The 25,450-nt window shown below is 63.0% G+C and carries 26 protein-coding genes; 10 read left to right on the forward strand and 16 right to left on the reverse strand.

Annotated elements, in window-relative coordinates; genetic code table 11:
• Nucleotides 1-65: 65 nt before the first annotated feature.
• Nucleotides 66-695 (reverse strand): LysE family translocator, encoded by a 630-nt coding sequence (locus NL123_RS00140; protein WP_494357009.1) that lies wholly within the window; start codon nucleotides 693-695, stop codon nucleotides 66-68.
• A 136-nt stretch (nucleotides 696-831) separates the two neighbouring features.
• On the opposite strand from NL123_RS00140, the gene NL123_RS00145 reads away from it, so the two are divergent.
• Nucleotides 832-1,305 (forward strand): Lrp/AsnC family transcriptional regulator, encoded by a 474-nt coding sequence (locus tag NL123_RS00145; protein WP_025854407.1) that lies wholly within the window; start codon nucleotides 832-834, stop codon nucleotides 1,303-1,305.
• 250 nt (nucleotides 1,306-1,555) lie between these two features.
• Here NL123_RS00145 and NL123_RS00150 read toward each other — a convergent pair whose 3' ends face one another.
• From NL123_RS00150 to NL123_RS00175, 6 genes are read right to left on the reverse strand one after another with little or no spacing between them, the layout of a single operon-like run.
• Nucleotides 1,556-2,488: a phosphatidate cytidylyltransferase gene (locus tag NL123_RS00150; protein WP_494357010.1), complete on the reverse strand. Its 933-nt coding sequence runs from the start codon at nucleotides 2,486-2,488 to the stop codon at nucleotides 1,556-1,558.
• 1 nt (nucleotide 2,489) lies between these two features.
• A complete protein-coding gene (locus NL123_RS00155; RefSeq protein ID WP_494357011.1) occupies nucleotides 2,490-3,110 on the reverse strand; it encodes a lysophospholipid acyltransferase family protein in 621 nt (206 codons plus the stop codon).
• A 9-nt stretch (nucleotides 3,111-3,119) separates the two neighbouring features.
• Nucleotides 3,120-3,563: a hypothetical protein gene (locus NL123_RS00160; RefSeq protein WP_494357012.1), complete on the reverse strand. Its 444-nt coding sequence runs from the start codon at nucleotides 3,561-3,563 to the stop codon at nucleotides 3,120-3,122.
• Nucleotides 3,553-4,851 (reverse strand): phosphatase PAP2/dual specificity phosphatase family protein, encoded by a 1,299-nt coding sequence (locus NL123_RS00165; RefSeq protein WP_494357013.1) that lies wholly within the window; start codon nucleotides 4,849-4,851, stop codon nucleotides 3,553-3,555. Before NL123_RS00165 ends, NL123_RS00160 begins: the two co-directional genes overlap by 11 nt.
• Before the next feature lie 2 nt (nucleotides 4,852-4,853).
• On the reverse strand, nucleotides 4,854-6,602 hold the full coding sequence (locus NL123_RS00170) for a bifunctional alpha/beta hydrolase/class I SAM-dependent methyltransferase (protein ID WP_494357014.1): 1,749 nt from the start codon (nucleotides 6,600-6,602) through the stop codon (nucleotides 4,854-4,856).
• A gap of 11 nt (nucleotides 6,603-6,613) precedes the next feature.
• On the reverse strand, nucleotides 6,614-7,237 hold the full coding sequence (locus NL123_RS00175; RefSeq protein ID WP_058424344.1) for a CDP-alcohol phosphatidyltransferase family protein: 624 nt from the start codon (nucleotides 7,235-7,237) through the stop codon (nucleotides 6,614-6,616).
• A 320-nt stretch (nucleotides 7,238-7,557) separates the two neighbouring features.
• Between NL123_RS00175 and hflK (NL123_RS00180) the strand changes: the two genes are divergently transcribed.
• The 8 genes from hflK (NL123_RS00180) to cfaB all read left to right on the forward strand — a co-directional run bounded on the left by hflK (NL123_RS00180) (nucleotide 7,558) and on the right by cfaB (nucleotide 16,705).
• Nucleotides 7,558-9,462, forward strand: coding sequence for a protease modulator HflK (hflK, locus tag NL123_RS00180; RefSeq protein ID WP_494357015.1), 1,905 nt, complete (start codon nucleotides 7,558-7,560; stop codon nucleotides 9,460-9,462).
• A 12-nt stretch (nucleotides 9,463-9,474) separates the two neighbouring features.
• Entirely contained in the window at nucleotides 9,475-10,461 is a 987-nt protein-coding gene (hflC, locus tag NL123_RS00185; RefSeq protein ID WP_494357016.1) for a protease modulator HflC, read from the forward strand.
• Nucleotides 10,458-11,492 (forward strand): protease modulator HflK, encoded by a 1,035-nt coding sequence (gene hflK / locus NL123_RS00190; protein WP_248485448.1) that lies wholly within the window; start codon nucleotides 10,458-10,460, stop codon nucleotides 11,490-11,492. Before hflC ends, hflK (NL123_RS00190) begins: the two co-directional genes overlap by 4 nt.
• Complete coding sequence (locus NL123_RS00195; protein ID WP_494357017.1) at nucleotides 11,489-13,375, forward strand: cation-translocating P-type ATPase; 1,887 nt, start codon at nucleotides 11,489-11,491, stop codon at nucleotides 13,373-13,375. Before hflK (NL123_RS00190) ends, NL123_RS00195 begins: the two co-directional genes overlap by 4 nt.
• Nucleotides 13,376-13,491: 116 nt before the next feature.
• Nucleotides 13,492-13,743, forward strand: coding sequence for a BufA2 family periplasmic bufferin-type metallophore (gene bufA2 / locus NL123_RS00200; protein ID WP_058424339.1), 252 nt, complete (start codon nucleotides 13,492-13,494; stop codon nucleotides 13,741-13,743).
• 65 nt (nucleotides 13,744-13,808) lie between these two features.
• Nucleotides 13,809-14,654 (forward strand): MNIO family bufferin maturase, encoded by an 846-nt coding sequence (gene bufB, locus NL123_RS00205; RefSeq protein WP_248485446.1) that lies wholly within the window; start codon nucleotides 13,809-13,811, stop codon nucleotides 14,652-14,654.
• Nucleotides 14,645-15,433 (forward strand): HvfC/BufC family peptide modification chaperone, encoded by a 789-nt coding sequence (locus tag NL123_RS00210; protein ID WP_494357018.1) that lies wholly within the window; start codon nucleotides 14,645-14,647, stop codon nucleotides 15,431-15,433. Before bufB ends, NL123_RS00210 begins: the two co-directional genes overlap by 10 nt.
• An 87-nt stretch (nucleotides 15,434-15,520) precedes the next feature.
• Nucleotides 15,521-16,705 carry a C17 cyclopropane fatty acid synthase CfaB gene (gene cfaB, locus NL123_RS00215; protein ID WP_071494697.1) on the forward strand — a complete coding sequence of 395 codons (1,185 nt, stop codon included), beginning with the start codon at nucleotides 15,521-15,523 and terminating at the stop codon, nucleotides 16,703-16,705.
• A 137-nt stretch (nucleotides 16,706-16,842) separates the two neighbouring features.
• Here cfaB and cls read toward each other — a convergent pair whose 3' ends face one another.
• On the reverse strand, nucleotides 16,843-18,282 hold the full coding sequence (gene cls, locus NL123_RS00220) for a cardiolipin synthase (RefSeq protein WP_494357019.1): 1,440 nt from the start codon (nucleotides 18,280-18,282) through the stop codon (nucleotides 16,843-16,845).
• Nucleotides 18,283-18,412: 130 nt separating this feature from the next.
• On the opposite strand from cls, the gene NL123_RS00225 reads away from it, so the two are divergent.
• Complete coding sequence (locus NL123_RS00225; protein WP_071494695.1) at nucleotides 18,413-18,934, forward strand: DUF3617 domain-containing protein; 522 nt, start codon at nucleotides 18,413-18,415, stop codon at nucleotides 18,932-18,934.
• Here the strand turns inward: NL123_RS00225 and NL123_RS00230 are convergent.
• From NL123_RS00230 to folE2, 8 genes are read right to left on the reverse strand one after another with little or no spacing between them, the layout of a single operon-like run.
• Nucleotides 18,918-19,736: a His/Gly/Thr/Pro-type tRNA ligase C-terminal domain-containing protein gene (locus NL123_RS00230; RefSeq protein ID WP_248485443.1), complete on the reverse strand. Its 819-nt coding sequence runs from the start codon at nucleotides 19,734-19,736 to the stop codon at nucleotides 18,918-18,920. The genes NL123_RS00225 and NL123_RS00230 overlap by 17 nt on opposite strands.
• A gap of 11 nt (nucleotides 19,737-19,747) precedes the next feature.
• Entirely contained in the window at nucleotides 19,748-21,085 is a 1,338-nt protein-coding gene (locus NL123_RS00235) for a dihydroorotase (RefSeq protein WP_494357020.1), read from the reverse strand.
• A gap of 3 nt (nucleotides 21,086-21,088) precedes the next feature.
• On the reverse strand, nucleotides 21,089-21,649 hold the full coding sequence (locus tag NL123_RS00240; RefSeq protein WP_058424331.1) for a gamma carbonic anhydrase family protein: 561 nt from the start codon (nucleotides 21,647-21,649) through the stop codon (nucleotides 21,089-21,091).
• On the reverse strand, nucleotides 21,646-22,059 hold the full coding sequence (gene hisI / locus NL123_RS00245) for a phosphoribosyl-AMP cyclohydrolase (protein ID WP_494357021.1): 414 nt from the start codon (nucleotides 22,057-22,059) through the stop codon (nucleotides 21,646-21,648). The genes NL123_RS00240 and hisI overlap by 4 nt, the downstream gene beginning before the upstream one ends.
• On the reverse strand, nucleotides 22,056-22,934 hold the full coding sequence (locus tag NL123_RS00250; protein ID WP_248485441.1) for a metal ABC transporter substrate-binding protein: 879 nt from the start codon (nucleotides 22,932-22,934) through the stop codon (nucleotides 22,056-22,058). The genes hisI and NL123_RS00250 overlap by 4 nt, the downstream gene beginning before the upstream one ends.
• A gap of 11 nt (nucleotides 22,935-22,945) precedes the next feature.
• Complete coding sequence (locus NL123_RS00255) at nucleotides 22,946-23,812, reverse strand: metal ABC transporter permease (protein ID WP_071494690.1); 867 nt, start codon at nucleotides 23,810-23,812, stop codon at nucleotides 22,946-22,948.
• On the reverse strand, nucleotides 23,812-24,480 hold the full coding sequence (locus tag NL123_RS00260; RefSeq protein ID WP_494357022.1) for a metal ABC transporter ATP-binding protein: 669 nt from the start codon (nucleotides 24,478-24,480) through the stop codon (nucleotides 23,812-23,814). The genes NL123_RS00255 and NL123_RS00260 overlap by 1 nt, the downstream gene beginning before the upstream one ends.
• A complete protein-coding gene (folE2, locus tag NL123_RS00265; protein ID WP_494357023.1) occupies nucleotides 24,477-25,373 on the reverse strand; it encodes a GTP cyclohydrolase FolE2 in 897 nt (298 codons plus the stop codon). The genes NL123_RS00260 and folE2 overlap by 4 nt, the downstream gene beginning before the upstream one ends.
• Nucleotides 25,374-25,450: the final 77 nt, after the last annotated feature.

The following is a 25,450-nucleotide window of genomic DNA, read 5'->3' on the forward strand; positions in this document are numbered from 1 at the left end:
TGGCTAAGTGCGGCGTATCTTACACGCGTCTTTGATACAAAAGATGACGCAGATACGCCGACCCGCTAGGCGTGTTGCACAAAGGTGAGGCGCACCGCAAAACCGATCAAAAGACTGCCGAATAACCACTGCTGCACACGCTGCGCCGAGCGATTGCGTGCCAGCCACTGACCGATGCGCGCCCCGGCCAGGGCGTAGCAACAGTCGAAGGCGAAACCGACGGCCACCAGGATCACACCCAGCAACGCAAACTGCGCCGCCACCGGGCCGGCCTGGGGGTTGATGAACTGGGGCAGCAGCACCGAACAGAACAGCAGGGCCTTTGGGTTGAGCAGGTTGGTGAGCAGGCCGCGCTGAAAGGCTGCACGCCAGGCGCGGGCCGGTGTGGCGCCATGGGCCGTGTCGAGTGCCGGCAGCATGTTCGCACGCAAGCACTGCACGCCAAGCCACATCAGATACGCCGCGCCGCCCAGGCGCACCACATCGAAGGTCCAGGGCGCCACTTTGAACAACGTCGCCAAGCCCATGCCCGCCAGCGCCACATGACAGGCGCGGGCCAATCCCAGGCCAATCGCAGTGGTCAGCGCCAAGGCCTTGCCCTGGCGTGCGCCGGTTTGCAGCAGCAGGATCATGTCCGGCCCCGGCAGTAGATACGCCACCGAAAGAGCCACCAGGAATAACCAGAGTTCCGCCATGTTTCACCCCCCTTGTGTGTCGGCCAATTCTAGGGCGCAAGTGCGGGGCAGGTGCTTGCGTAGTCAGCCAGAAAAGCGTCTAGTCTTGGCACTCTCTGCCACTGAATATCTGATCGGCCATTCATTTATGCCAAATCTGAAACTCGATGCGTTTGACCGCAAGATTCTCGAAGCCCTGCAACGTGACGGCCGCTTGAGCAATGTGCAACTGGCTGACGAAATCGGCCTGTCTGCCTCGCCTTGCTTGCGACGGGTACGCCTGCTGGAGGAAGCCGGCGTGATTCGCGGCTACCAGGCCACGCTGGACCGTGACGAAGTGGGACTGGGGATGATGGTGTTCGTGGGCGTGAAGGTGGAGCGGCATAACGACACCGAGGCCAATGCCTTCCGCGAGGCGGTAACGGCGTTGCCGGAAGTGATCTCGGCGTTCCTGGTGTCGGGGGAGTCGGACTTTCTGTTGCAGGTGGTGGTGCCGGATTTGCGCGGGTATGAGCGGTTTGTGACCGGTAGTTTGTTGAAGCTACCGGGGGTGAGGGACATTCGCAGCAACTTCGCGATCCAGACCGTGAAAACCCCAGGGGCGTTGCCGCTGGGGCATTTGCCGGGTTGATGCCTGTGAATCACTGTAGGAGCGAGCTTGCTCGCGAAAAACGTTAACGAAAACGCGGGCATTTCCATCAGGGAGCCGGCAGCCTTGAGGGAATGATTCAACCTTTCGGCACAGTGCCACAGAACGAATGTGGGAGGGGGCTTGCCCCCGATTGCTGTGTGTCAGCTACCCATGTGTTGTCTGGCACACCGTCATCGGGGGCAAGCCCCCTCCCACAGGTTGATCGTTATTTGGCCTTAGAGCGGTGACCTCAGGTCCACCAGTAGCGCACCAGGTGGAAGAAGATCGGCGCCGCAAAGCACACCGAATCCAGCCGATCCAGCATCCCGCCGTGCCCTTCGATCATATGCCCCCAGTCCTTCACGCCTCGATCACGCTTGATCGCCGACATCACGATGCCGCCGGCAAAGCCGAGCAGGTTGATCAGCAGCGCAATCAGGAACGACTGCCACGGGTTGAACGGTGTGGTCCACCACAGCGCAGCGCCGATCAGGGATGACAGCAGAATCCCGCCGACGAAGCCTTCGACGGTTTTGGACGGCGACAGGTTGGGCGCGATCTTGTGTTTGCCGAACAACTTCCCACACACGTACTGCAACACGTCCGACAGCTGCACCACGATCACCAGGTAGGCGATCAGCAGCAGGTTACGGCCTTCGTAGCCGGGAATGTCGAGGGTGAGCAGGGCGGGCACGAATGACACGCAGAACACCGCGATCATCAGGCCCCATTGCACTTTCGAGGCGCGTTCGAGGAAGTGCGTGCTATCGCCGCCCAGGGAGGCGAGGATCGGCAGCAGCAGGAACACGTACACCGGGATGAAGATCGAGAACAGCCCGTACCAGTCCGAATAGATCAGCAGGTATTGCAGCGGCAGCGCCAGGTAGAACGCGGCGACCAGCGCGGGGTAATCGCTGCGGCGCGTGGGGGTGAGGGTGAGGAATTCGCGCAGGGCGTAGAACGACACCGCGTAGAACAGCAGGATCACCGCGCCGGTGCCGAGCCAGAAGGCGATGCCGATGACCACCACCATGACCCACCAGGCGTTGATCCGGGCGTTGAGGTTGTCGATCACCGTGTTGGGCGTGCCACGGGTGCGCAGCTTGAGGATCAGGCCGATCAGCGAGGCTAGCACCAGGATCGCGCCGATACCGCCGAACAACATCAGGGTTTGGCTAGCCATGTCAGACGTGCTCCGGGGCGAGGGCGAGCAGAGCATCGCGGGTACGGGCGAGGAAGGCGGCTTTGTCTTCGCCGTCTGCCAATTGCAGCGGGGCGCCGAAGCTGGTGGTGCACAACAAAGGCAGCGGCAGCACGCGACCCTTGGGCATGACGCGGTTGAGGTTGGCGATCCACACCGGGATCAACTCGGCCTGTGGGTAACTTTTCGCCAGGTGATAAAGGCCGCTTTTGAACGGCAGCAGGCCGTCTTCGAGGTTGCGCGTGCCTTCCGGGAAAATGATCAGCGAGTCACCGCCTTCCAGGGCGTTGAGCATCGGCTGCAAGGGGTTATCCACAGGGTCCTTGCGTTCGCGGTCGATCAACACGCCGTTGAATACGCGGTTGATGATGTAGCGGCGCAAGGCGCTTTTGTTCCAGTAATCACTGCCGGCCACCGGACGTGTGAATTTGCGCAGGTTCTGCGGCAATGACGCCCACAGCAATACAAAGTCGCCGTGGCTGCTGTGGTTGGAGAAGTAGATGCGTTGCACTGGCACCGGCGCGCAGCCCAACCACAGGCTGCGGGCGCCGGTGACGGTGCGGGCCATGGAGGTAATCAGCGTGGCGACCACGGGTTCGAACATGGGGATTCCTTATCCGGCGAAAGGCAGCCAGGGGCTGGCGAGGATCACGCCCAGGGTCAGCAGCGCTTGCGCGCCGAGCAGCCAGGCTTGTTTGCGCAATAGTTTGAGGGCGCCGCGACGGCGTTCGGTCCAGGGCCGGCCGATACGCTTGGCCGATTGCAGGCCGAGGGTCAGCAGTGCCTGGTCGAGGTCCGGCGTGCGCTCAATGTCACGGGCCAGCAGGGCGAACAGGTCGGCGTCGAACGCCACGCGCAGCGCCCAGTACTTTTGCAGCAGCCCGAGGATAATCATCCACAGGCTGAGCAGCAGGCAGATGATCGAAATACTCGCCATCAACAACTGCGCCAGGCCGAACAGCACACCGGCCAGGGTCAGGCCTGTGGATAACTGATCCAGCGAACGGCCACGACGCAGCAGGCTTGCAACCACCAGCAGTTCCATATCAGCGGGCATGGGGCAAACCCTCCAACGCTTCTCGGTGTGCGGGATGCAGGACCACATCGGTCCGTGCTGTACGAATGATAGTCAGCGCCTGCTCTACCGTCGCGGCTCGCCCGTTGTGCAGCAACCAGGCGGCGACGGCGGTAGCGCTGCGCGAGTAGCCGAGGGCGCAGCACACCAGCACGGGGCCGCTGGCGCGCAGATGCTCGATAGCTTGGGCGGCTTGCAGGCATTCGGTCGGGGTCGGTGCGATCAGGTCCAGCACGGGGATGGATTGATAGGCGCGTCCCTGTGGATTAATCGGTAATTCGGCACACAGGTCGACGATAGCCTTGAAGCGCGCTTGCTCGCCTGTGGTAGGCATCCGCCCGAGCCAGACGTTATCCACAATCAGGTCGGGCTGTGGATGTTTGCGTGTCCACAGGCGCGAGTTGATCCAGGCGGCGGCCAGATACGGTGCATACAGCCAACGTGCGGCGGGTGTAAGTCGGCCATCAGTGCGTTTCTGGAAACCCGCAGCGCCCAGCACGAAGTAATTGGCCTTGATCAACCCCAGGGAAACCGCTGGCCACAGTAGCCACAGCCAGGCGCCGCCCAATACAAATGCTGGAATCGCCAACAGCATCGCGCCAAGTCCATAGCGCATGCCCAACCGCCAACGCGTGGGATCTCGCGTCAGCCGTGCACTCAACAACGGGCTCGGATGTTCCACCGGCCACAACCACACGCAGATCCACCCGGCGAGGGCGCCTGTGGGTAAGTCGATAAAGTGATGTTGATAAGTGGTCAGCACCGAAATGCCGATCAACGCGAACCAGCCGTGCACCAGCCAACGCCAGAAACCCTGGGTGTGACGCTGGTACATGACCCACAGGATCACCAGCAGCGCGATATGCAGAGACGGCGCCTGGTTGAACGGTTTGTCGAACCCGGCCAGCACCGCGAACAGCCAGCCGAACACGCCGTCCAGCTCCGGCCGCTCGAAGGTGAAGCGCAACGGCCAGATCAGGAAGCAGCTCACCGCAATCACCTGGGCACTCAGCAGGCGCAGCGCATGCTGCTTCAACTCATGGCGGGTGTTGGGCAACAACAGCGAAAACCCGTAGAGCAGGTCGATGGACCAGTAGGGCACGATGGTCCATGCCCAGAACGGCATATGGGTTTCCCAGCCGAACACCAGCGTGCCGACGTCGCTACGCTGGCTGGTGACCCAGGTGGCAAAGCCGTAGGTGCTGAAGAACAGCGGCGCCAACAGCAGCAGCCACAGCACCGCGGGTTTCAATAAACCGGGTTCGCGCATGTTCAGATCTTCTGTGCCAGGGACACGGTGAAAATGCCCCATTCATCCACACGCTGGGTGATCTTGCGGAAACCGGCGGCTTCCACCAGTTGATCCATTTCTGCCTGGCTGCGCCGGCGCATTACCCAGGCCTGGCCCTGGCGGTGGCTGGTCAGGGCGCGGGCGATCAATTCTAACTGCGGGTGCCACGGTTGGCCGGTGTAGACCAGGTAACCGCCCGGCTCCACCGCTTCGGCCAGCCCGGCCAGCGAACCGCCGACCATGCCGTTATCGGCAAACAACTCATACAGCCCGGACACCACAGCCAGGGTCGGCTTGGGGTCGAGTGCCGCCAGGTCTTGGCGGTCGAACGCATCCCCTTTGACGAACTGCGCGATATCCCCCAAACCCTTCTCGCGAATCAACGCGCCACCGTCGCGCACGTTGATGTCGCTGTAGTCGCGCAGCAGGATCGATTCCGGCAGTGGCGACACGCCCTGCAAGGCTTCCAGGATGTAGCGACCGTGGCCGGCGGCGATATCGACGATGCGCACTTCACGATCTTCACCACGCAACCTGGCCATGGCCAGGCGCAGCAGTTCCTCCACATTCAGCTTGCGCTGGCGAATACCGCGCCAGCCGATGGAGTTGAGGTAGTTGGTGTCGATCATCCGCCCCAGCCCGCCCTTGCCGGTGGGCGTGTTGCGGTACACGTAGTCCAGGGTGCTGCCGGAGTCGAAACCGGTGTCGAAGCCCAGTTTCACCCCGTCCGACAGGTTCTTGCCCAGGCCCATGCTGGCGCGGGTCATGCGCCAGTACAGGTCGCGCAGGGAGTTGCGCGGCAGCGGTGCGGCAAGGGCTTCGGATTCGGCGCAGGTGGCGCCGAGTTTGTCGGCGTCCAGCAACGAGGCGCGGTCCAGCGGGTGTTCGAAGTTCTGCAGAATGAAGCGCCGGGCGCTGCTCACGGCGCTGGCGCGATCACGTTCGCCGAGGGTGTCATGGAAGAAACCGGGGAGGATGTGCAGCTCTTTTTTCAGGCTGCCCAGGCGGTCGAAGAACTGCTGCTGGGGTTTGCGGTGCACCACGAAGTCGGAGCCGGAGACCAGCAACTGGGTCGGCACCTGGATCGCCTGGGCATCGGCGACCACACGGTCGGCCGCTTCATACAGGCCCAGCAGCACATTCACCGAGATCGCCTTGGTAATCAGCGGGTCGCTGTCGTAGGACGCCACGCGTTCCGGGTCATGGCTGAGGAACTTGGCCTTGACGTAGCTGTTGACGAAAAAGTTGCCGCGAAACTTGCGCATCAACGCCAGGCCCGGTCGGGCGAACGGCACGTAGAGCTTGACCTTGAACGCCGGCGAGGCGAGCACCAGGGCACGGATTTTCGGCGCGTAATCGTGCACCCAGGTCGCGGCAATCACTGCGCCGACGCTTTGCGCGATGACGGCGAAGTTTTCTTCCTCGATGCCATACGTGGCGCCGATGTGGTCGCAGAAGGTCTGCACATCGCGGGCGCTGGTGGCGAAGCTGGGGCTGTCACCGCGCTCGCCGGGGGACTGGCCGTGGCCACGGGCGTCCCAGGCGAAGAAGTCGAATTGCGGCAGGCTCAGCTCATCCACCAGGTGGGCGATACGCCCTGAGTGCTCATGGCCGCGATGGAACAGCACGATGGCCTGGCGCTGGCCGGTGTTCTCGGTGGCCGGCCAGTGCCGATAGAAAAGCTCGACGCCATCATGGGTACTGAAGGTGTGCTGCTGCTGTTCGCGCATCGCAAAAATCCTTATGCAATCGGTGAGGTTTCTTGTTGTTCTTTAAGGCCCTGGCGCACCCGGTTGACCAGGGTGTAGGCGAGCAGGGCAGCCACCAGCCACATCACCGCGTCGACCCAGCCGGCGCCCAGCCAGCCCAGTGCCACACCGGTGGCCAATACGCCGAGTACAAAGGCACGATCACTCTTGCCCATCGGACCGTCATAGCGGCGCGATGCACCGACCATCGGCCCCAGCACACCGGCGTACTCGCTGAACACCGCCAGCAGCGCCACCAGCAGCACCGGCGCCAGGCTCACACCGGGGATCAGCGCAAACGGCAGGATCAGCGCGCTGTCGGCGATCACGTCGCACAGTTCATTGAGGTAGGCGCCCAGACGCGACTGCTGGCCGAATTCCCGGGCGAGCATGCCGTCGATGGCGTTGAGGGCCATGCGCAGGATCATCCACAGCGGAATCAGCGCGAACAGCCACAGGTGGGTGGCGAAGCTGGCGATCAGCAGGCCGACCAGCAGCGAAACCACGCCGGCCAAGACGGTGATCTGGTTGGCGGTGGTGCCATTGTCGTAGAGGCGCTGCACCAGTGGGCGCAGCAGGTTTTGAAAACGCGGTTTGAGCTGATAGATCGAAATCATGGGGGGTGACGCTTCCTTGTCCGTGGACCCGCGAAAAACTGTTTTGGAGTGTGCCGATTAATCCTCGCCTGCACCAGTGATGGCGCGTGTTTCTGGGGGGTTAATCACGATCTTGACGGTGCGGTAGATCAAATGTGGGAGGGGGCTTGCCCCCGATGGCGATGGGCCAGTTGAAACCGGTGTTGACTGACACACCGCTATCGGGGGCAAGCCCCCTCCCACAGGGGAACGGTGTACCGCTTAACGCGATGTTTATCGAACAAAAATTTCACGCTCCGTGTTATATCGTAACGAACTGTGTTCGGGTGGGCGTTGAGTCGATGCAAGTGGATCTGGAAACTGACGGTGCTTCGGTAGAAGGCCTTCCGCGTTTTCAACAAGGGCAGTTCCATGCCCGTCGATTGCGCCAGGCCGGTATCAGCCTGACGGTGCTGGCCGTTGCCGGTTGGGTGCTGGCGCTGTTTGTCGCGCTGTTTGCGCCGCTGTCGATCTGGCCGGTGGTGTTGATCAACTGCGCATCGGCGTTGCTGTTGCTGGTGGCCGGGCTGCAGTCGGCGTGGTGGGTGGCGGATTGGCGCGCCCAAGCGTTGGAAGAACCTGCGGTTGAAGTGCCGCTTGAAGACCCCGGCCGCTATGCACGCTTTATGCTGCGTTTTGCCAAGCAGATCGGCGCACCCGTGTTGTGGCTTGGTGGCTGGTCGTTGCTGGCGTTGATCAGCGTTGTCGAGTTCTGGAACCTGGGGTTGCCTGCCGCACCGGTCGGCCAGTCGGCCAGCATTGGCGCAGCGCTGGCGTTGGCTTTGGCGTTTGGCTTGCTGGTATTTGAACGCCGCCTGGCCCAGGAAACCACCGCGCAATGGCCCGAAGCCGCGCAACTGGCGCAGTTGAGCCGGGTGGCGATTGTGTGCCTGGTGCTCAGTGCGATTTGCCTGCTGTTCGCCGGTGCCGAGTCGGTCTGGCCATTGCGCCTGGCGGTGTTGATCGGCCTGCTGCCGGCGCTGGTCTCGCTGGAGTTTGTGCTCAGGGCCGTGTTGTCGCTGTTCAGCCCACGCCAGCCCCGCCTCGAACCCCGTCTGATGGCACAAAGCTTCATCGCCGGTCTGCTGCGCTGGCCGCCTCAACCCTTGCTCGCCTTGCAGCACGAATTGCACAACCGCTTCGGCATCGACCTGCGCCAGATCTGGGCGTTTACCTACATGCGCCGGGCGTTCCTGCCGGTGCTGCTGGTGGTGCTGGCGGTAGGTTGGGTGCTCACCGGCGTGCACGAAGTGCCCCTGCAAGGCCGTGGGATTTATGAGCGCTTCGGCAAGCCCGTCGAGGTATTCGGCCCCGGTTTGCATGCGGGCTTGCCCTGGCCGTTGGGCCGTGTGATCAGCGTCGAAAACGGCGTAGTGCACGAGCTGGCCACCAGTGTCAGCGAAGCCGCCACGCCGGAACTGGCGCCCGCTGAAGGCCCGGCGCCGCTGATCGCCAACCGCCTGTGGGACGCCAGCCATGTGAACGACAAGTCCCAGGTGATCGCCAGCGGCAGCGGCGACAAGCAGAGCTTCCAGATCGTCAACATGGACGTGCGTTTCGTCTACCGCATCGGCCTCACCGACCAGGCCGCGCTCGCTGCCACCTATAACAGCGCCAATGTGCCGAGCCTGATCCGCAGCACCGCCAGCCGCATCCTGGTGCATGACTTTGCCTCGCGCACCCTTGACGAATTGCTCGGCGAGCAACGTACGAACCTGGCCGACGAAATCGGCCGCGCCGTGCAGGCTGACCTGCAAACGCTCGGCAGCGGTGTGGAAATCCTCGCCACGGTGGTCGAGGCGATCCACCCACCGGCCGGCGCTGCCAACGCCTACCACGGCGTGCAAGCCGCGCAGATCGGCGCCCAGGCGCTGATCTCCCGCGAGCGCGGCGCGGCCAGTGAGCAAACCAACCAGGCCCTGCTGCAAGCCAGCACCGCACGCGACCAGGCCACGGCCACCGCCCGCGAAGTGAACGCCGGCGCCCAGGCCGCCGACCTGCGTTTTGCCGCCGAACAAAAGGCCTACGCCACCGCCGGCCAGGCGTTCGTGCTGGAACAGTACTTGGGTCAACTCAGCCAGGGCCTGGCCCACGCCAAGCTGCTTATCCTGGATCATCGCCTGGGCGCCGATGGCGCGCCAACGATCGATCTGCGTTCTTTTACCTTGCCGGCCGATCCTTTGCAGCCGCGTAAAGCCGTTCAATAAGGAGTCGGTCCGTTGAGCGCTCATTCTCACGATCACGGTCATCATCATGGCCATCACCACCACCATCATCACGCTGATGAGCACGCCGGCCCATTCCCCTGGCGGCGCATGGCCTGGGCGGTGTTGCTGGTGCTGTTTGCGGTCGCGGCCGCCAGCCTGGTGCAGGTGCGGTCCGGCGAGGCCACGGTGATTACCCGGTTCGGCAACCCGGCGCGGGTGTTGCTGGAGCCCGGCCTGGGCTGGCGTTGGCCGGCGCCGTTCGAAGCGGCGATCCCGGTGGACTTGCGCCTGCGCACCACCTCCAGCGGTTTGCAGGATGTGGGCACTCGCGATGGCCTGCGCATCATCGTGCAGGCGTACGTGGCGTGGCAGGTGCAGGGCGATGCGGATAATGTGCAGCGCTTCATGCGTGCGGTGCAGAACCAGCCGGATGAAGCGGCGCGGCAGATCCGCACCTTTGTCGGCTCGGCGCTGGAAACCACGGCGGCCAGCTTCGACCTGTCTAGCCTGATCAACACCGATGCCAGCCAGGTGCGCATCGCTGATTTTGAAGCACAACTGCGCCAGCAGATTGATCAACAATTGCTCAATACCTACGGCGTGCGCGTGGTCCAGGTCGGGATCGAACGGCTGACGCTGCCGTCGGTGACCCTGACGGCCACCGTCGACCGCATGCGCGCCGAGCGTGAAACCATCGCCACCGAACGTACCGCCGTGGGCAAACGCGAGGCGGCGCAGATCCGCTCTGCCGCCGAGCGCGATGCGCGCATCGTGCAGGCCGACGCCACGGTGAAAGCCGCCGATATCGAGGCCCAGTCCCGGGTCGAAGCCGCGCAGATCTATGGCCGCGCCTACGCCGGCAATCCGCAGTTGTATAACCTGCTGCGCTCGCTGGATACCTTGGGCACCGTGGTCACGCCGGGCACCAAGATCATCCTGCGCACCGACGCTGCACCGTTCCGCGCGTTGGTGGATGGGCCGAAGGACATGCAGCCATGACCGAGCGTGACAGCCCGGACAGCCCGTGGATCCAGGCCGGGCGCCTGGCCTTCCTGGCGCTGTATGCGGTGACTGTATTGGCGGCACTGGCCTGGGCGTTTTCCAATGTGCGCCAGATTGACCCGCAGAACCGCGCTGTGGTGCTGCACTTCGGCGCCCTCGACCGCATCCAGAATGCCGGGCTGTTGCTGGCCTGGCCGCGGCCGTTCGAGCAGGTGGTGCTGTTGCCGGCGGCCGACCGGGTGATCGAGCGTCGGGTGGAGAACCTGTTGCGTTCCGATGCGGCGACCCAGGCCGACCGCGTCGCCAGTTTTGCCACGCCGTTGAGTGATGCACTGGCCGGTTCCGGTTACCTGCTGACTGGCGATGCCGGCGTGGTGCAGCTGGATGTGCGGGTGTTCTACAAAGTCACCGAGCCTTACGCCTTTGTGTTGCAGGGCGAGCATGTGCTGCCGGCCCTGGATCGGTTGGTGACCCGCAGCGCCGTGGCCCTGACCGCCGCGCGTGACTTGGACACGATCCTGGTGGCCCGCCCCGAGCTGATCGGCACCGACAACGGCGCCGCTGAACGTCGCGAACGGCTGCGCGGCGACCTGGTGCAAGGCATCAACAAGCGTCTCGTGGAGTTGGCTTCCACAGGCTTGGGGCTGGGTATCGAAGTGACCCGCGTCGACGTGCAGTCGAGCCTGCCAGGCCCGGCGGTGAATGCCTTCAATGCGGTGCTCACCGCCAGCCAGCAGGCGGATAAAGCCGTGGCCAACGCGCGCACCGACGCCGAGAAACTCACCCAGACCGCGACCCAGCAGGCCGACCGCCTGGTGCAAGTCGCCCATGCCCAGGCCAGTGAACGCCTGGCCAATGCCCAGGCGCAAACCGCCACGGTCGCCAGCCTGGCCCAGGTGAAAGACCCAGGCCTGCTGCTGCGTCTGTACCGCGAGCGCCTGCCGAAAATTCTCGGCCAGGCAGGTTCCGTGACCACGGTCGATCCGAAAGACGACTCCCGCTTGATCATCCAGGGAGCTGAACAATGAGCGCACCCATGCTGACCTCCGCCGAGCAGCGCAGTGCTGCCCGGCAATTGACCCTGGCCATGCTGGCCCTGGGGTTGCTGGTGCTGGGCCTGGTGTGGCGCTGGCTGGCGCCGGACCAGAGCGGCGTGAGCCAGTTGCTGCTGGGTGTCGCGTCGCTGTTGGTGGCGGTGCCGGTGATGCGTTCGGCCTGGTACAGCCTGCGGTTCCCGAGCCTGCACGGCATCACCGACCTACTGATCGCCCTGGCCATGCTCGGCGCCTGGGCCACCGGTGACCTGCTGACCGCCGCGTTGCTGCCGATCATCATGATTTTTGGCCATGTGCTGGAAGAGCGCAGCGTGATCGGTTCCCAGGAGGCGATCCATGCCCTGGGCAAGCTGACCCGCAGCCATGCGCGTTTGGTGCAGGCCGATGGCAGCATCCAGGAAGTGGACAACGGCACGCTGAATACCGGCGACATCGTCGAGGTGCGTGCCGGCGACCGGGTGCCGGCGGATGGCGTGGTGCTGTCGGGCCAGGCGAGCCTGGACACGGCGCCGATTACCGGTGAGTCGGTACCGCTGGAAGCCAGCGTGGGTGTGCAGGTGTTTGGTGGGGCGATCAACCTCGATGGGTTGCTGCGCCTGCAAGTGACCCGCACCGGGAACGAGTCCACCCTGGGCAAAGTCATCGCGCTGATGCAGAACGCCGAGCGTTCCAAGCCGCCGATTACGCGGCTGTTGGAGCGGTATGCCGGCAGCTATATGGTGCTGGTGCTGCTGTTGGCGGCGGTGACTTGGTTTGTGACCAATGACGCCCAGGCGATGCTCGCCGTGCTAGTGGCGGCGTGCCCGTGTGCGTTGGTGCTGTCGGCACCGGCCACGGCGATTGCCGGGATCGCCGTGGCGGCGCGGCATGGGATTCTGATTCGCAGCTCGGCGTTCCTCGAAGAGCTGGCGGACCTGACCTCGCTGGTGGTCGACAAGACCGGTACCCTGACCTTTGGCACCTTGCGCCTGCAATCCATCGACACCACGGCGCCGGACCGGCAGGTACTGTTGAACCTGGCGGCGAGCCTGGGCTCGGCCAGCAGCCACCCGGTCAGCCGGGCATTGGCGGGGTTGGCGACGCAGGAACAAATGCTGGCGTTGACGGACATCCGCGAACGCCAGGGCCTCGGCGTGGTGGCGCATACCGATCAGGGCGAAGCGGCCTTGGGCCGCCCGGAGTTATTCGAGCAGTTGGGCATCTTGACCACCGCGGTGCCGAACCACGATGGCCCCATCGCCGGGCTGGCGTTGAACGGTCAGTTCCTGGCCTGGCTGCTGCTGGCCGATAGCGTCAAGCCGGAAGCCCGCCAGGCCCTGCAAGAGCTGCGTGACCTCGGCCTTGGTCGCCAACTGTTGCTCACCGGCGACCGCCAGAGCGTCGCGGACAGCCTGGCGCTGGACGTGGGCATCAGCGACGTCGAAGCCCAGGCCCTGCCGGAAGACAAGCTCAACCGCGTGCTGGGTGAAATCGGCAGCGGTTTCCGGCCGATGGTGGTGGGCGATGGCATCAACGATTCGCTGGCGCTCAAGGCCGGTGTGGTCGGGGTGGCCATGGGCGCGGGCGGGGCGGATATCGCCCTGGCGTCGGCGGATGTGGTGTTGATCGGCAGTGACTTGCGGCGCCTGGGGACGTGCGTGCGCTTGAGCCGCCAGTGCCGGCAGACGCTGCAGGTCAACGTGATCATCGGTCTGGGCTGGACCTTGGCTATCGTGATATTCGCCGCGTTTGGCTGGTTGGGCGCTGCCGGGGCCATGATTGCGGCGGTGTTGCATAACCTCAGTACCTTGCTGGTACTGGGCAATGCCGGGCGTTTGCTGCGCTTTCAGGAACCCCTTTTGAAGCTTGAAGAATAATTTTCAGAAATTTTTGCACACAGCTGTAACGCGGATGAGGGGCCTCACTCTAGTGGTATGTCGAGACTGAACAATCCGTTCAGACCGACACCCCTACGATCATGAGGAACACAACAATGAACATCAAATCCGCTGCTGCTGGTGCCGCTCTCGCTATGGCTGCCGCCACTATGTTTGCCGGTGTTGCCACCCAGGTGCAGGCTGCAGACGCCACCGTTCACTGCTATGGCGTCAACGCCTGCAAAGGCCAGAACGACTGCAAGACCAAGGACCATGCGTGCAAAGGTCAGGGTTCTTGCAAAGGCCAGGGCTTCCTGTCGATGACCAAGTCGATGTGCGACGCCAAGGGCGGCACCGTCGGCGAATAACCGGCAACCCAGTGCTCCCGCAGCGGCTGCCCCTCACCGCTGCGGACACTTCCCAGGAGTGTCTTATGCCTGCCTCCCTTCCAAGCCTCGGTTACGGCCTGGGTTTACGCAGTGAGTACTACCAGCAGATCCTCGAACAATCGCCGGCCGTGGATTGGTTCGAAGTGATCTCCGAGAATTACCTGGTCCAGGGCGGTAAAGCCTTGTACTACCTGGATGCGATAGCCGAGCGTTATCCCCTGGTGATGCATGGCGTGTCCCTCTCAATCGGCGGGCCGCATGCCCTCGATACCGACTACCTCAAGCAGATCAAACAGCTCGCCGAGCGTATCCAGCCGGCGTGGGTGTCCGATCACCTGTGCTGGAGCCGCGGCAGCGCCCACCAGTTGCATGACCTGCTGCCGCTGCCTTACACCGAAGAAAGCCTCTACCACGTGGCCGCCCGCGTGCGCCAAGTGCAGGATGTGTTGGAACGTCCGCTGGTGCTGGAAAACGTCTCCAGCTACGTGCGCTCCAAGGCCGATGAATTCACCGAGTGGGAATTCCTCAACGCCCTGGCCCACCTGTCGGGGTGCCAGTTGTTGCTGGACGTCAACAATGTGTACGTCAGCTCGCGCAACCATGGTTTCGATGCCTGGACGTTTATCCGCAACCTGCCGCCGCAGAGCATCCGCCAGCTGCACCTGGCAGGGCACATGGACTACGGCGACTACGTGGTCGATACGCATGACCACCCTGTGTGTGACCCGGTGTGGGCGCTCTATCAACAAACGCTGGAGCACCTGGGCCCTGTGTCCACGCTGTTGGAGCGGGACGACCATTTTCCACCCTTCGAAGAGTTGCTGACCGAGCTGAGCAAGGCCCGTGAGCTGGGGGCCATGGCGTTGGCCAGGAGACCTTTATGCGCCTGACCGATTGGCAGTTGGCCTTTGAACAGCACCTGTTATCCGAAACACCCGTGGCCAACAGTGGCTTCGCCGCGACCCTGCTGGGCGGGCCGACGCTGGATGTGGACACGGGCCTGGCGATTTATCACAACGCCTATATCTCGCGGTTGCAGGACGTCTTGCGGCATGACTTCAGCGCCATTCACTATTGGTTGGGGGATGATGAATTCGCCGCGCTGACCAAAGCCTACGTGCGCCGTTATCCCTCGGCCCATTACAGCCTGCGCTGGTTGGGTGAGCGTTTCCCGACGTTTATCCTTGAGCACCTGGTGGCGGAGCAAAGTGCGCCGCTGGCGGAGCTGGCGCGGTTGGAGTGGGCGTTTACCCTGGCGTTTGATGCGCCGCAGGGCGAACGGCTGACCCTCCACGACATGGCAAGCCTGGCGCCTGAAGACTGGCCGGGCCTGCAAGTCACGCTGGCGCCCTCCGTGCAACAGGTCCTCTGCCACTTCAATACCGTGGCGATCTGGCGCGCCAGCAAGGATGACTCAGACTTCCCCCACAGTCATACGCTCGACCCGGCGCACATCTGCCTGGTGTGGCGGCACCAGAATGTGTGCCATTACCGCAGCCTGGAACCCGCTGAAGTCTGCGCCCTGGCAGGCATGGTGACCACCGGCTGGAGTTTTTCAGAACTGTGCGCGGAACTGGCAGTCACTTATGCAGAGGGTGCCCCACTGCAGGCCGTGACGTGGCTGAAACAGTGGGTTCAGGACGGTTTGCTCGAGCGCCGAGCCCCATAGAAGACGGCTATCAAATCGATAGCCTCCTACTTTGTCTTGGGATGGTCTACCCTCACAGCAGACGTCTGAAACAAGGGGGGACTACTCATGCTCGCGCAACTTCCACCGGCCTTACAGAATCTTCAGCTACCGCTGCGTCTTCGACTCTGGGACGGCCATGAATTCAACTTGGGCCCCGAGCCCAGTGTAACCATCGTGGTGAAGGACCCCACGGTCGTGACCAAGCTGACCCATCCCACGCTCGATTCACTGGGCGAAGCCTTCGTCGAGGGCAAACTGGAGCTGGAAGGCTCTATCTCCGAGGTCATCCGGGTGTGTGACGAATTGAGTCATGCCCTGATCGAAGACGACGAGGGGAGTCGTCCGGTGCGCTCGATCCACGACAAGGCCACCGACGCAGCGGCCATTTCCTATCATTACGACCTGTCCAACGAGTTCTACCAGCTGTGGCTGGACCAGGATATGGCGTACTCCTGCGGTTATTTCGAAACCGGCAGCGAATCCATCGACCAGGCGCAACAAGACAAATTTCGCCACCTGTGCCGCAAGCTGCGGCTGCAGCCGGGTGAGTATTTGCTCGACGTAGGCTGTGGTTGGGGTGGGTTGGCGCGGTTTGCTGCGCGGGAGTTCGGGGTCAAAGTGTTTGGCATCACCTTGAGCAAGGAGCAGTTGGCCCTGGCGCGCGAGCGGGTCAAGGCCGAAGGGCTGCAAGATCAGGTGGACCTGCAATTGCTCGACTACCGCGACCTGCCGCAAGACGGCCGTTTCGACAAAGTGGTGAGCGTGGGCATGTTCGAACACGTCGGCCACGCCAACCTGGCGCAGTACTGCAAAACCCTGTTTGGCGCTGTGCGCGAAGGCGGCTTGGTGATGAACCACGGCATTACCGCCAAGCACACCGATGGTCGCCCGGTCGGCCGTGGCGCCGGGGAGTTCATCGAGCGTTATGTGTTCCCTAACGGCGAGCTGCCGCACCTGGCGATGATGACCGCCGAAATCAGCGAAGTCGGGTTGGAAGTGGTCGATGTCGAAAGCCTGCGCCTGCACTACGCGCGCACCCTGGACCATTGGAGCGAGCGCCTGGAAGACAATCTTGAAGCGGCGGCGAAGATGGTGCCGGAGCAGGCGTTGCGCATCTGGCGGCTGTACCTGGCCGGTTGTGCGTATGCGTTTGCCCGGGGCTGGATCAACCTGCACCAGATTCTGGCGGTGAAACCCCATGCCGATGGCAGCCACGAACTGCCGTGGACGCGGGAAGATATCTACCGCTAACCCCGTTTCTGAGAACAATGAAGGTCCAAGTGTGGGAGGGGGCTTGCCCCCGATGACGGTGTGTCAGCCAATGCCTGAGTTGATTGAACCACCGCTATCGGGGGCAAGCCCCCTCCCACAGGGTTCACCGCAGTGTGTTAGAGAATCGGTGAAATAAGCCGCGCGACCCGCATGCCCAGTTGTTGCAGGCGGCGGGTCTCGCGGCTTTCTTGCTGGCTGACCTCGTGGGCCAGGGCGAAGTCGTCCAGCAGCATCTGCTCGACTTCCCGAGCGAAGGCTTCGTCGACCGTCAGCAACATCACTTCGAAATTCAACCGGAACGAACGGTTGTCCATGTTCGCACTGCCGATGGCGCTGATTTCGCTGTCCACCAACACCACCTTCTGATGCAGAAACCCCGGCGTGTAGCGGAACACCCGCACACCGGCGCGCACCGCTTCGATCGCGTAAAGGCTGGACGCCGCGTAGACGATGCGGTGGTCGGGCCGTGAGGGCAGCAACAGGCGCACATCGACCCCGCGCAGCACCGCCAGGCGCAGGGCGGCGAACACGGCTTCGTCGGGGATGAAGTACGGGCTGGTGATCCATACGCGTTCGGTCGCCGCGTGGATGGCCTCGACAAAAAACAATGAGCAGGTTTCATATGGGTCGGCGGGACCGCTGGCAAGCAATTGGCAGAGCACGCCGTCTTCCGGGTAGGCGTCCGGCAGGATCAGCGGCGGCAACTCGCGTGCCGCCCAGAACCAGTCTTCGGCAAACGACTCCTGCAAACACGCCACCACCGGGCCGGTAACCTGCACATGGGTGTCGCGCCACGGCGCCAGCGGTGGTTTCTTGCCCAGGTATTCATCGCCGACGTTATGCCCGCCGACAAACCCGGTGATGCCGTCCACCACCACGATCTTGCGATGGTTGCGGAAGTTGACCTGGAAGCGATTGAGCCAGCCGCTGCGGGTGGCGAACGCTTTGACTTTTACCCCGGCGTCGCGCAGCGATTGTACATAACGATGGGGCAGGGCGTGGCTGCCGATGCGGTCGTAGAGCACGTGGATGTCTACGCCTTCAGCGGCTTTTTCCTTCAACAGGGCGTGCAGTTGGCGGCCAAGCTCGTCGTCATGAATGATGAAAAACTGGAACAGCACGGCTGTCCTGGCGTTGCGGATCGCCTCGAAGATTGCGCTGAACGTGGCCTCGCCATTGATCAACAAGCGCACTTCATTGTTGGCCAGGCACGGCATGCGGCCCAGCTTGGGCATGGCGCGCAAAGAGGTGTAGGCGCTGGAGTTGCGTGCTGCCAGGGCTTCCTCGACCCAGGGGCGCCAGTTCAGCGCGGTGATCGCGGTGTGCATTTCCTGGTTGGCCTGGCGGCGGGCCTGGATGTAGGCGTCGAACGTGCTGCGGCCGAAGATCAGGTAAGGGATCAACGTGAGGTAGGGCATGAACATCAGCGACAAGGCCCAGGCGATCGAGCCTTGGGCGGTCCTGACGGTCAGCACCGCGTGGATCGCGGCGAGAGTCCCGAGAAAGTGCAGCGTGGCGATGAAGTAGGCGAGCAGGTGCGGGCCAAAAAAATCCATGGACGACGGTACTCCAGACAATCCAGTGCCTAACAGACCATGTTCGGTCACGAATGTCGCTATTTTATTTGGCGTGCAACACTGACGCCTTTGCGGCGTCTAACGCCAACAATTGCCCAGGAGTTACCCGATGAATGCTCGTCTGCTTGGTTTAGCCATGGTTATTGGTTTGTCGCTGCCCGTGGCAGCACAGGCGCAGATGCTGGCGCCGGGCTTGTGGGAATTGACCACCAGCAATATGAAAGTCGATAACCAGGACCTGCCGGACCTGTCGCTGATCCTCGGTCAACTCAAGCAACAGATGACCCCTGAGCAGCGCGCCATGCTGGAAAAACAAGGCATCACCATGGCTGGCAAAGGCGTGCAGGTGTGCCTGACGCCGGCACAGGTGGCCTCTGATTCTATCCCCCTGACCGACCCGCAATCGGGCTGCAAACAGCAAGTGACCGACAAGACCGGCAACCAGTGGAAATTCCGCTTCAGTTGCCCGAAAGCCCAGGGCACGGGTGTAGCTACGTTCCAAAGCCAGAAAGAGTTTACGACCACCGTCAACGGCACCTTCAATGCCACCGGCATTCAGCAGAAGGGCAGCCTGGACAGCCACGCCCAGTGGCTGGGTAACGATTGCGGTACGGTCAAGCCTCGCGCTTAAGCCTTTCGCACAAGGCCTCGACGCTCATCTGGCCGAGGTCTTCTCCCCGGTGGCTACGCAGGCTGACGTAACCGCCGGTTTTTTCCTTCTCGCCAACTATCACCAAATACGGCGTTTTATGGAGGCTGTGTTCGCGGATCTTGTAGCCGATCTTCTCACTGCGCCGGTCCATGATCGCCCGCACGCCCACGCCTTTCAGTGCATCGCATACCTGCTGGCCGAAGTCGACCTGGTGTTGACTCATCGTGAGCACCGCCACCTGCTGGCTGGCCCAGCAGGTGCCGGTAATGCGCTGCTGTGACGCACTGCTGACAACCCTGGTCAGTTTGAAGGCCTGGATCACACCCGTGCTCGGCACGAGGGGGCCTTGGCTTGGGGCGTCAAAATCTCCCAAGCGCCGTACCGAATGATTGGTGTTTGCCAGCTGGCGCATACGCGCCTCGAGCAGTTCCAGGTCGGTCGGTGTGAAGACGCGTTCGTAGGCCAAGTCAAAGTAAAAACCGTCTTCGACTACCGCCCCGGCTACCCGTTGAGCGGCGGGAAACAGTTGTTTGACGGCCATCGCCAACAGGCTCGCGCAGGAGCGGCGCAGAATTTCCAACCCCTCGCGATCCTGGGTGGTGATGATCTGGAGCCGGGTGTCCTGTTCCAGCACGTGCTCGCAATCCACCAGCTCACCCTCGACGCGGCCGGCAACCGCTGCCTTGGCCAGCCCCGCCCCGATACTGGCAGCCACTTCATAAACTGACAAAGCGCCGTCGTACTCGCGTTGGGTGCCGTCTGGCAGGGTGATGCGGATCATCGCCGTCTTCTCTAGCGCTGGAAATGCAAAGGTAATCCTTGGCAGCTGTCTATTACCTGACCGTTATGAAAGGCCAGGTGCCCGGACACCAAGGTGGTGCTGACGCTATGGCGAAAGCTGCGCTCGGCGAAAGGCGTCCAGCCGCAGCGGGCCAGGATTGGTTGGCTGCTGACCGGTTTGCCTCCGGGCTCGAGTTTGATCAGCACCAGGTCGGCCCAATAGCCTTCGCGCAGATAACCGCGATCGGGGATGGCAAACAGATCGGCGACGCGGTGACTGGTTTTCGCGACCAGGGTCGCCAGCGGCAGGTGCCCATCGGCTACCAACTCCAGTAGCGCGGGCAGGGCATGCTGAACCAGCGGCAAGCCCGCCGGCGCTTCACGGTAATCCAGCTGTTTTTGCGCCCAGCCATGCGGGGCGTGGTCGCTGCCGATCACATCCAGGCGGTCGCTCAACAAGGCCAGGCGCAAGGCGTCGCGGTCGGCGCGGCTCTTGATCGCCGGGTTGCATTTGATCTGGTGGCCGAGGCGGTGATAGTCGCGGTCATCGAACAGCAGGTGGTGCAGGCAGACTTCGGCGGTGATGCGTTTTTCGGCCAGGGGTTTGTCTTCGAACAGCGCCAGTTCGCGGGCGCTGGTCAGGTGCAGCACGTGCAGGCGCGTGCCATGGCGCTTGGCCAATTCCACGGCAAAGGACGAGGAGCGATAGCACGCCTCGGCATCGCGGATCAGTGGGTGCGCGACGGCGGGGATCTTGTCGCCGAAGCGCTCGCACAAACGTTGTTCGTTGGCCTGGATGCTCGGCGTGTGTTCGCAATGGGCCAGCAGGATGGTCGGCACTTCGGCGAACAGTCGCTCCAGGATCCGCGGGTCATCCACCAGCATATTGCCGGTGGACGCACCCATGAACACTTTGACCCCGGCGACTTCACGCGGGTCGAGGGCGGCGACGGTGTCGAGGTTGTCGTTGCTCACGCCGAAGTGAAAGCCATAGTTGGCCACCGAATGCAGGGCGGCGCGGCGTTTTTTATCGGCCAGGGTTTCCAGGTCCAAAGTGGCAGGGCTGGTGTTGGGCATGTCCATGAAGCTGGTGATGCCACCGGCCACCGCGGCGCGGGATTCGCTGTAGAAGCTGCCTTTGTCCGGCGCGCCGGGTTCGCGAAAGTGCACCTGGTCATCGATCATGCCCGGCAGCAGCCACTGGCCTTGGGCGTCGATTTCCACTGGCTCGTTATAGCCGTCAAGGCTGCCGGCGATCTTCTCGATGCGGCCATTGGCGACCAGTACGTCGGCGTCGAATTCCTGGCCTTCATTCACCAGGCGGGCATTGCGAATCAGCACGCGGCTCATGGCTCAGAACTCGTTTTGCAGGGCTTTGTAGCCGCGCACCAGGTCGACGTTGGTACGCGCCACGTCTTCGGAAAACTCCGAGGCGCTCACGCTCACCGGCGGGAATTGCGACAGGTCGGTGTTGGGCCCGATGCGGGTGGTGGAGGGCACGTAGAAGGCGGCGGGCAAATCGCGGCCGTCGACCACCGAGTTGTGGCGCACTACGCAGCCATCGCCCACGGCACAGTTGAACAGTACGCTGTTGAAGCCGATGAACACACGGTCGCCGACGCTGCAGGGTCCGTGGACGATGGAGCGGTGAGCAATGGAGGTGAACTCGCCGATGGTCACGGCCGCGCCGGACTTGGAGTGGATGACCACGCCGTCCTGGATGTTGGAGTTGGCGCCGATGGTGATCGGGTCCATGTCCCCGCTGGCGTCGACTTCATCGGCGCGGATCACCGCGTAGGGGCCGACGAAGACGTTCTCGCCAATGATGACCTTGCCGCAGATGATTGCGGTCTTGTCGACGTAGGCCGATTCGGCAATGACGGGAAGATCGCCGGACGGGTTTTTGCGGATCATGCTGAGGGCTCCGTGATGATGTGAACGTGGTCGCCATCGATAACGTTGTAGAAGCAGGTGGGGCGGCCGGTGTGACACGCCGGGCCTTGCTGGTCGACGATCAGCAACACAGCGTCGCCGTCGCAATCCAGGCGTGCTTCGACCAGCTGTTGCCAATGGCCGGAGCTTTCGCCCTTGCGCCATAGCTGTTGGCGCGAGCGCGACCAGTAGCAGACTTGCCCGGTGGCCAGGGTTTCCTTGAGGGCCTGGCGGTTCATCCAGGCCAGCATCAACACCACGCCACTGCCGTGTTGCTGGGCAATGGCGGCGATCAGGCCGTCGCTGTTCCACGGCAGTGCATCGAGTACAGGTTCCAGTGGAAAGCGGCTGCCCACGGCAGCCCCTTCCAGGTCGAGCATGCTCAGGGTCATGGCTTGCTCAGGGCCGCACACAGAGTGTTGAGGTTGTACTCGAACAACCCGGTGAAGGTGCTGGCCGGGCCTTCTGCAGCAAGGGCATCGGAGTACAGCGTGCCGCCGATCTGCGCGCCGCTTTCGTCAGCGATCTGCTTGAGCAGGCGCGAGTCCTTGATGTTTTCCATGAACACGGCCTTGACCTTGTCTTTGCGGATCTGGGTGATCAGCGCGGCGACTTCGGCGGCCGAGGGTTCACGTTCGGTGGACAAGCCCTGAGGCGCCAGGAACTCAATGCCGTAGGCCTGGCCCAGGTAGCCGAAGGCGTCATGGGAGGTGACGATGCGGCGGTTGCCTGCTGGCAGCGCACCGAACTTGGCCTTGGCTTCGGCCAGCAAGCGGTAGATTTCTTTCAGGTAGGCCTGGCTGTTGCGCAGGTAATCCGCCTTGTTCGCCGGGTCGGCGGCGACCAGCGCCTTGGTGATGTTGTTCACGTAGATTTCGGCGTTGGCCAGGTTATGCCAGGCGTGTGGGTCAGGAATGGTTTCGCCGTCTTCTTCCATGGTGTGGGAGATCACGCCTTTGCTGGCGGTGACCACGGTGGCCTTGGTTTCGGTGCTGGCCACCAGGCGGTCCAGCCACGGCTCGAAGCCCAGGCCGTTCTTGATGATCAGCTTGGCCTTGAGCAGCGCCTTGGCGTCGTCCGGCGTTGGCTCATAGGTATGGGCGTCGGCGTCGGGGCCGACCATGTTGCTGATCTGGATGTGATCGCCACCGATCTGGTGGGTGATGTCATCGAGAATACTGAAGCTGGTCACCACCTGGAGTTTGTCGGCGGCCTGGGCCATCGACAACGGCAGCAGCAGACTGAACAGCACGAGTAAAGCGCGCATCGGGAAACACCTCATTGGGATGTAAGGGAGGGCGGGCGGCGCAGCAAGCCGTGCACCGGACCGAAGACCACGGACAGCAGATACCCGGCGCCAGCCACCAGCACGATGGCCGGGCCGCTGGGCAGCGAGTAGTAGAACGAAAGCAACAAACCCAGCCATACCGACAGGCATCCCAGCACCGCCGATACTGCGATCAACACCGGCAGGCGCCGGCTCCAGAAACGCGAAGCGATGGCCGGCAGCATCATCAAACCCACCACCATCAAGGCGCCGATGGCCTGGAAACCGATCACCAGGTTCAGCACCACCAGGGTCAGGAACAACCCGTGGGCCAGTGGGCCGAGGCGGCTGACGGTTTGCAGGAACAGCGGGTCGAGGGTGTCCAGCAACAGCGGTCTGTAGATCACCGCCATGGCGATCAGGCTGAACCCCGAGACCCAGAGCATGCCGGTGAGGGTGGTTTCATCCACGGCCAGGGCGGAGCCGAACAGCAGGTGCAGCAGATCCAGACGCTTGCCGGCGATGCCGAGGATCAACACGCCGGCGGCGAGGGAGATGGGGTAGATGGCGGCCAGGCTGGCGTCTTCACGCAGGCCGGTGCGGCGGGTGATCCATGCGGACAGGCCGGCCATGCTCAGGCCGGCGCCGAGGCCGCCGATGGTTAGGGCCGGCAGGCTGAGGCCGGCAAACCAGAAACCGAGGGCGGCACCAGGCAGGATGCCGTGGGCCACGGCGTCACCGATCAGGCTCATGCGTCGCAGGATCAGGAACACCCCCAGCGGTGCGGTGCTGCAGGCGAGTACCAGTCCGCCGATCAGCGCGCGGCGCATGAATACGAAGTCGAGGAAGGGCATCCACAGGTGGGCGGCGAAGTGCATCAGGCCACCTGCATTTGGGGCTGTGGGCGGATCAGCTCTTTGCTGGGGCCGAACAGGCAGCCGGTGTTTTTGATCTGCACCACCTGCTGGGTGTGGTGGCGCACGGAAGCGAGGTCATGGCAGACCACGATCAGCGTACGGCCTGCGTCGTGCCAGGCGTGGATGTGTTTCCAGCACAGCGCCTGGCCTTCTTCATCGAGGGCGGCGTGGGGTTCATCGAGCAGCAGCACCGGCGCTTCGGCCAGGCTCATGCGGGCGAGCAGCGCGCGTTGCAGCTCACCACCGGACAATGCCATCAACGGGCGGTGTTCCAGGCCGCTGAGGCACCAGTCCTCCAACACGGCTTCAAGGCGCTGGCTGCGTTGTTGCGGGGAGAGCTGGGTGCCCCAGAATCCGGCGGCGATCAGTTCCTGCAGGCTGATGGGGAACTGGCGGTCCAGGTGCTGTTGCTGGGGCAGAAACGACAGACCGCCACGGTGTGGAACCGCCACCGTGACCTTGCCCGCCAAGGGTTTTTGCAGGCCGGCGATGACTTTGAGCAGGCTGCTTTTGCCGGTGCCGTTGGCGCCGATGATGCCGGTGAGGCTGCCTTTCTCAAGGGTGAGGTCGAGGCCGGGCGTCAGTGGTTGGCCCGGGGCGCCCCAGCGTAAGGCGGTGCAGGTGATCATGCATGGTTTCTCGTCCAGCGGCTTTCAGCCACGGCATCGTGCGCGTGCAGGCTTTCGGCGTGGATCACTTTGAGGTGGAAGGCTTTGACGGCATCCGAGCGTTTCAAGGCGAGGTTCAGGCGGCGGGCGGCGTCTTCGCAGAACATCAGGTTCTGCCCATTGGCCAGTGCGAAGGCTTGTTCGTCCGCGCGTTTTACAGCGGTTTGTACGGCAGTGCCGAGGGCGGCTTCGACGTTATCGATCAGCTCGGTGATGGGCAGGCTGGGTTGGTCGCCGTCCAGTTCGATCAGCAACTGCGCGCTGCTGCGCTGGCTGTGGGGCGTGGCGACGATGCCGTTGGCGCTGCCGAGCCAGGTCAACACGTCCTCATGCTGCAGCGGCGTGTTGCCGAAGTCTTCAAGAAATTGCTGCTGAATCAATTGCCTGGCGAGGGCAGCGGAGCACGGGCAGGTTGAGGAATAGGTAACGTCAATTTTTAGTTCCACGTGGAACATCTGGTTTTCCAGGCGTGCCTGGATGCTCACCGGGTAGCCTTTCCAGCCGGCCAACGGGCTGACCAGCGCCGAGCGCTTGAGCAGCAGATCGGTATGGATACGCAGGTAGGCGTTATTAGATAAACCTTCATGACTGTCGAGAAAACGCTGCAGTACATTACGCAGAAGTGCAGGCGTAAGTGGCTGTTGGTCGAGCATCTCCAGTGCCAGGTACAGGCGTGACATATGAATGCCACGGGCGGCGCCATCGTCCAGGCTCACGCCGGCATCGGCGGTGGCGGTGAGGCGCTGGCCGTCGATGAGGATTGGCAGGGCGATGCCGCACATGCCCACCCAGTCGAGTGGCAAGGCTTGGCGTGAAGCCTGCGCGGCGATATCCGGCAGAGTCAGCGCATTCATGAGCAGGTCCATCATTGGAAATAAAAAGACATGTTATAGTATAACTATTGTGTCGACGATGGTTTTTCTGCGCCAGC

This window comes from Pseudomonas sp. FBCC-B1565, from assembly GCF_059133265.1.

What these genes read in the sequence shown, in the direction of transcription:
- cls (WP_494357019.1), bottom strand. Translation starts at nt 18,282, where the DNA reads ATGGATTTTTTTGGCCCGCACCTGCTCGCCTACTTCATCGCCACGCTG.
- NL123_RS00170 (WP_494357014.1), bottom strand. Translation starts at nt 6,602, where the DNA reads ATGCGCGAACAGCAGCAGCACACCTTCAGTACCCATGATGGCGTCGAG.
- NL123_RS00230 (WP_248485443.1), bottom strand. Translation starts at nt 19,736, where the DNA reads ATGATCCGCATCACCCTGCCAGACGGCACCCAACGCGAGTACGACGGC.
- hflK (WP_494357015.1), top strand. Translation starts at nt 7,558, where the DNA reads ATGCAAGTGGATCTGGAAACTGACGGTGCTTCGGTAGAAGGCCTTCCG.
- NL123_RS00260 (WP_494357022.1), bottom strand. Translation starts at nt 24,480, where the DNA reads ATGATCACCTGCACCGCCTTACGCTGGGGCGCCCCGGGCCAACCACTG.
- hflK (WP_248485448.1), top strand. Translation starts at nt 10,458, where the DNA reads ATGACCGAGCGTGACAGCCCGGACAGCCCGTGGATCCAGGCCGGGCGC.
- NL123_RS00235 (WP_494357020.1), bottom strand. Translation starts at nt 21,085, where the DNA reads ATGAGCCGCGTGCTGATTCGCAATGCCCGCCTGGTGAATGAAGGCCAG.
- NL123_RS00175 (WP_058424344.1), bottom strand. Translation starts at nt 7,237, where the DNA reads ATGATTTCGATCTATCAGCTCAAACCGCGTTTTCAAAACCTGCTGCGC.
- NL123_RS00255 (WP_071494690.1), bottom strand. Translation starts at nt 23,812, where the DNA reads ATGCACTTCGCCGCCCACCTGTGGATGCCCTTCCTCGACTTCGTATTC.
- bufB (WP_248485446.1), top strand. Translation starts at nt 13,809, where the DNA reads ATGCCTGCCTCCCTTCCAAGCCTCGGTTACGGCCTGGGTTTACGCAGT.
- cfaB (WP_071494697.1), top strand. Translation starts at nt 15,521, where the DNA reads ATGCTCGCGCAACTTCCACCGGCCTTACAGAATCTTCAGCTACCGCTG.
- NL123_RS00250 (WP_248485441.1), bottom strand. Translation starts at nt 22,934, where the DNA reads ATGCGCGCTTTACTCGTGCTGTTCAGTCTGCTGCTGCCGTTGTCGATG.
- NL123_RS00150 (WP_494357010.1), bottom strand. Translation starts at nt 2,488, where the DNA reads ATGGCTAGCCAAACCCTGATGTTGTTCGGCGGTATCGGCGCGATCCTG.
- NL123_RS00140 (WP_494357009.1), bottom strand. Translation starts at nt 695, where the DNA reads ATGGCGGAACTCTGGTTATTCCTGGTGGCTCTTTCGGTGGCGTATCTA.
- folE2 (WP_494357023.1), bottom strand. Translation starts at nt 25,373, where the DNA reads ATGAATGCGCTGACTCTGCCGGATATCGCCGCGCAGGCTTCACGCCAA.
- hisI (WP_494357021.1), bottom strand. Translation starts at nt 22,059, where the DNA reads ATGACCCTGAGCATGCTCGACCTGGAAGGGGCTGCCGTGGGCAGCCGC.
- NL123_RS00225 (WP_071494695.1), top strand. Translation starts at nt 18,413, where the DNA reads ATGAATGCTCGTCTGCTTGGTTTAGCCATGGTTATTGGTTTGTCGCTG.
- NL123_RS00195 (WP_494357017.1), top strand. Translation starts at nt 11,489, where the DNA reads ATGAGCGCACCCATGCTGACCTCCGCCGAGCAGCGCAGTGCTGCCCGG.
- NL123_RS00210 (WP_494357018.1), top strand. Translation starts at nt 14,645, where the DNA reads ATGCGCCTGACCGATTGGCAGTTGGCCTTTGAACAGCACCTGTTATCC.
- NL123_RS00160 (WP_494357012.1), bottom strand. Translation starts at nt 3,563, where the DNA reads ATGCCCGCTGATATGGAACTGCTGGTGGTTGCAAGCCTGCTGCGTCGT.
- NL123_RS00240 (WP_058424331.1), bottom strand. Translation starts at nt 21,649, where the DNA reads ATGATCCGCAAAAACCCGTCCGGCGATCTTCCCGTCATTGCCGAATCG.
- NL123_RS00165 (WP_494357013.1), bottom strand. Translation starts at nt 4,851, where the DNA reads ATGCGCGAACCCGGTTTATTGAAACCCGCGGTGCTGTGGCTGCTGCTG.
- bufA2 (WP_058424339.1), top strand. Translation starts at nt 13,492, where the DNA reads ATGAACATCAAATCCGCTGCTGCTGGTGCCGCTCTCGCTATGGCTGCC.
- NL123_RS00155 (WP_494357011.1), bottom strand. Translation starts at nt 3,110, where the DNA reads ATGTTCGAACCCGTGGTCGCCACGCTGATTACCTCCATGGCCCGCACC.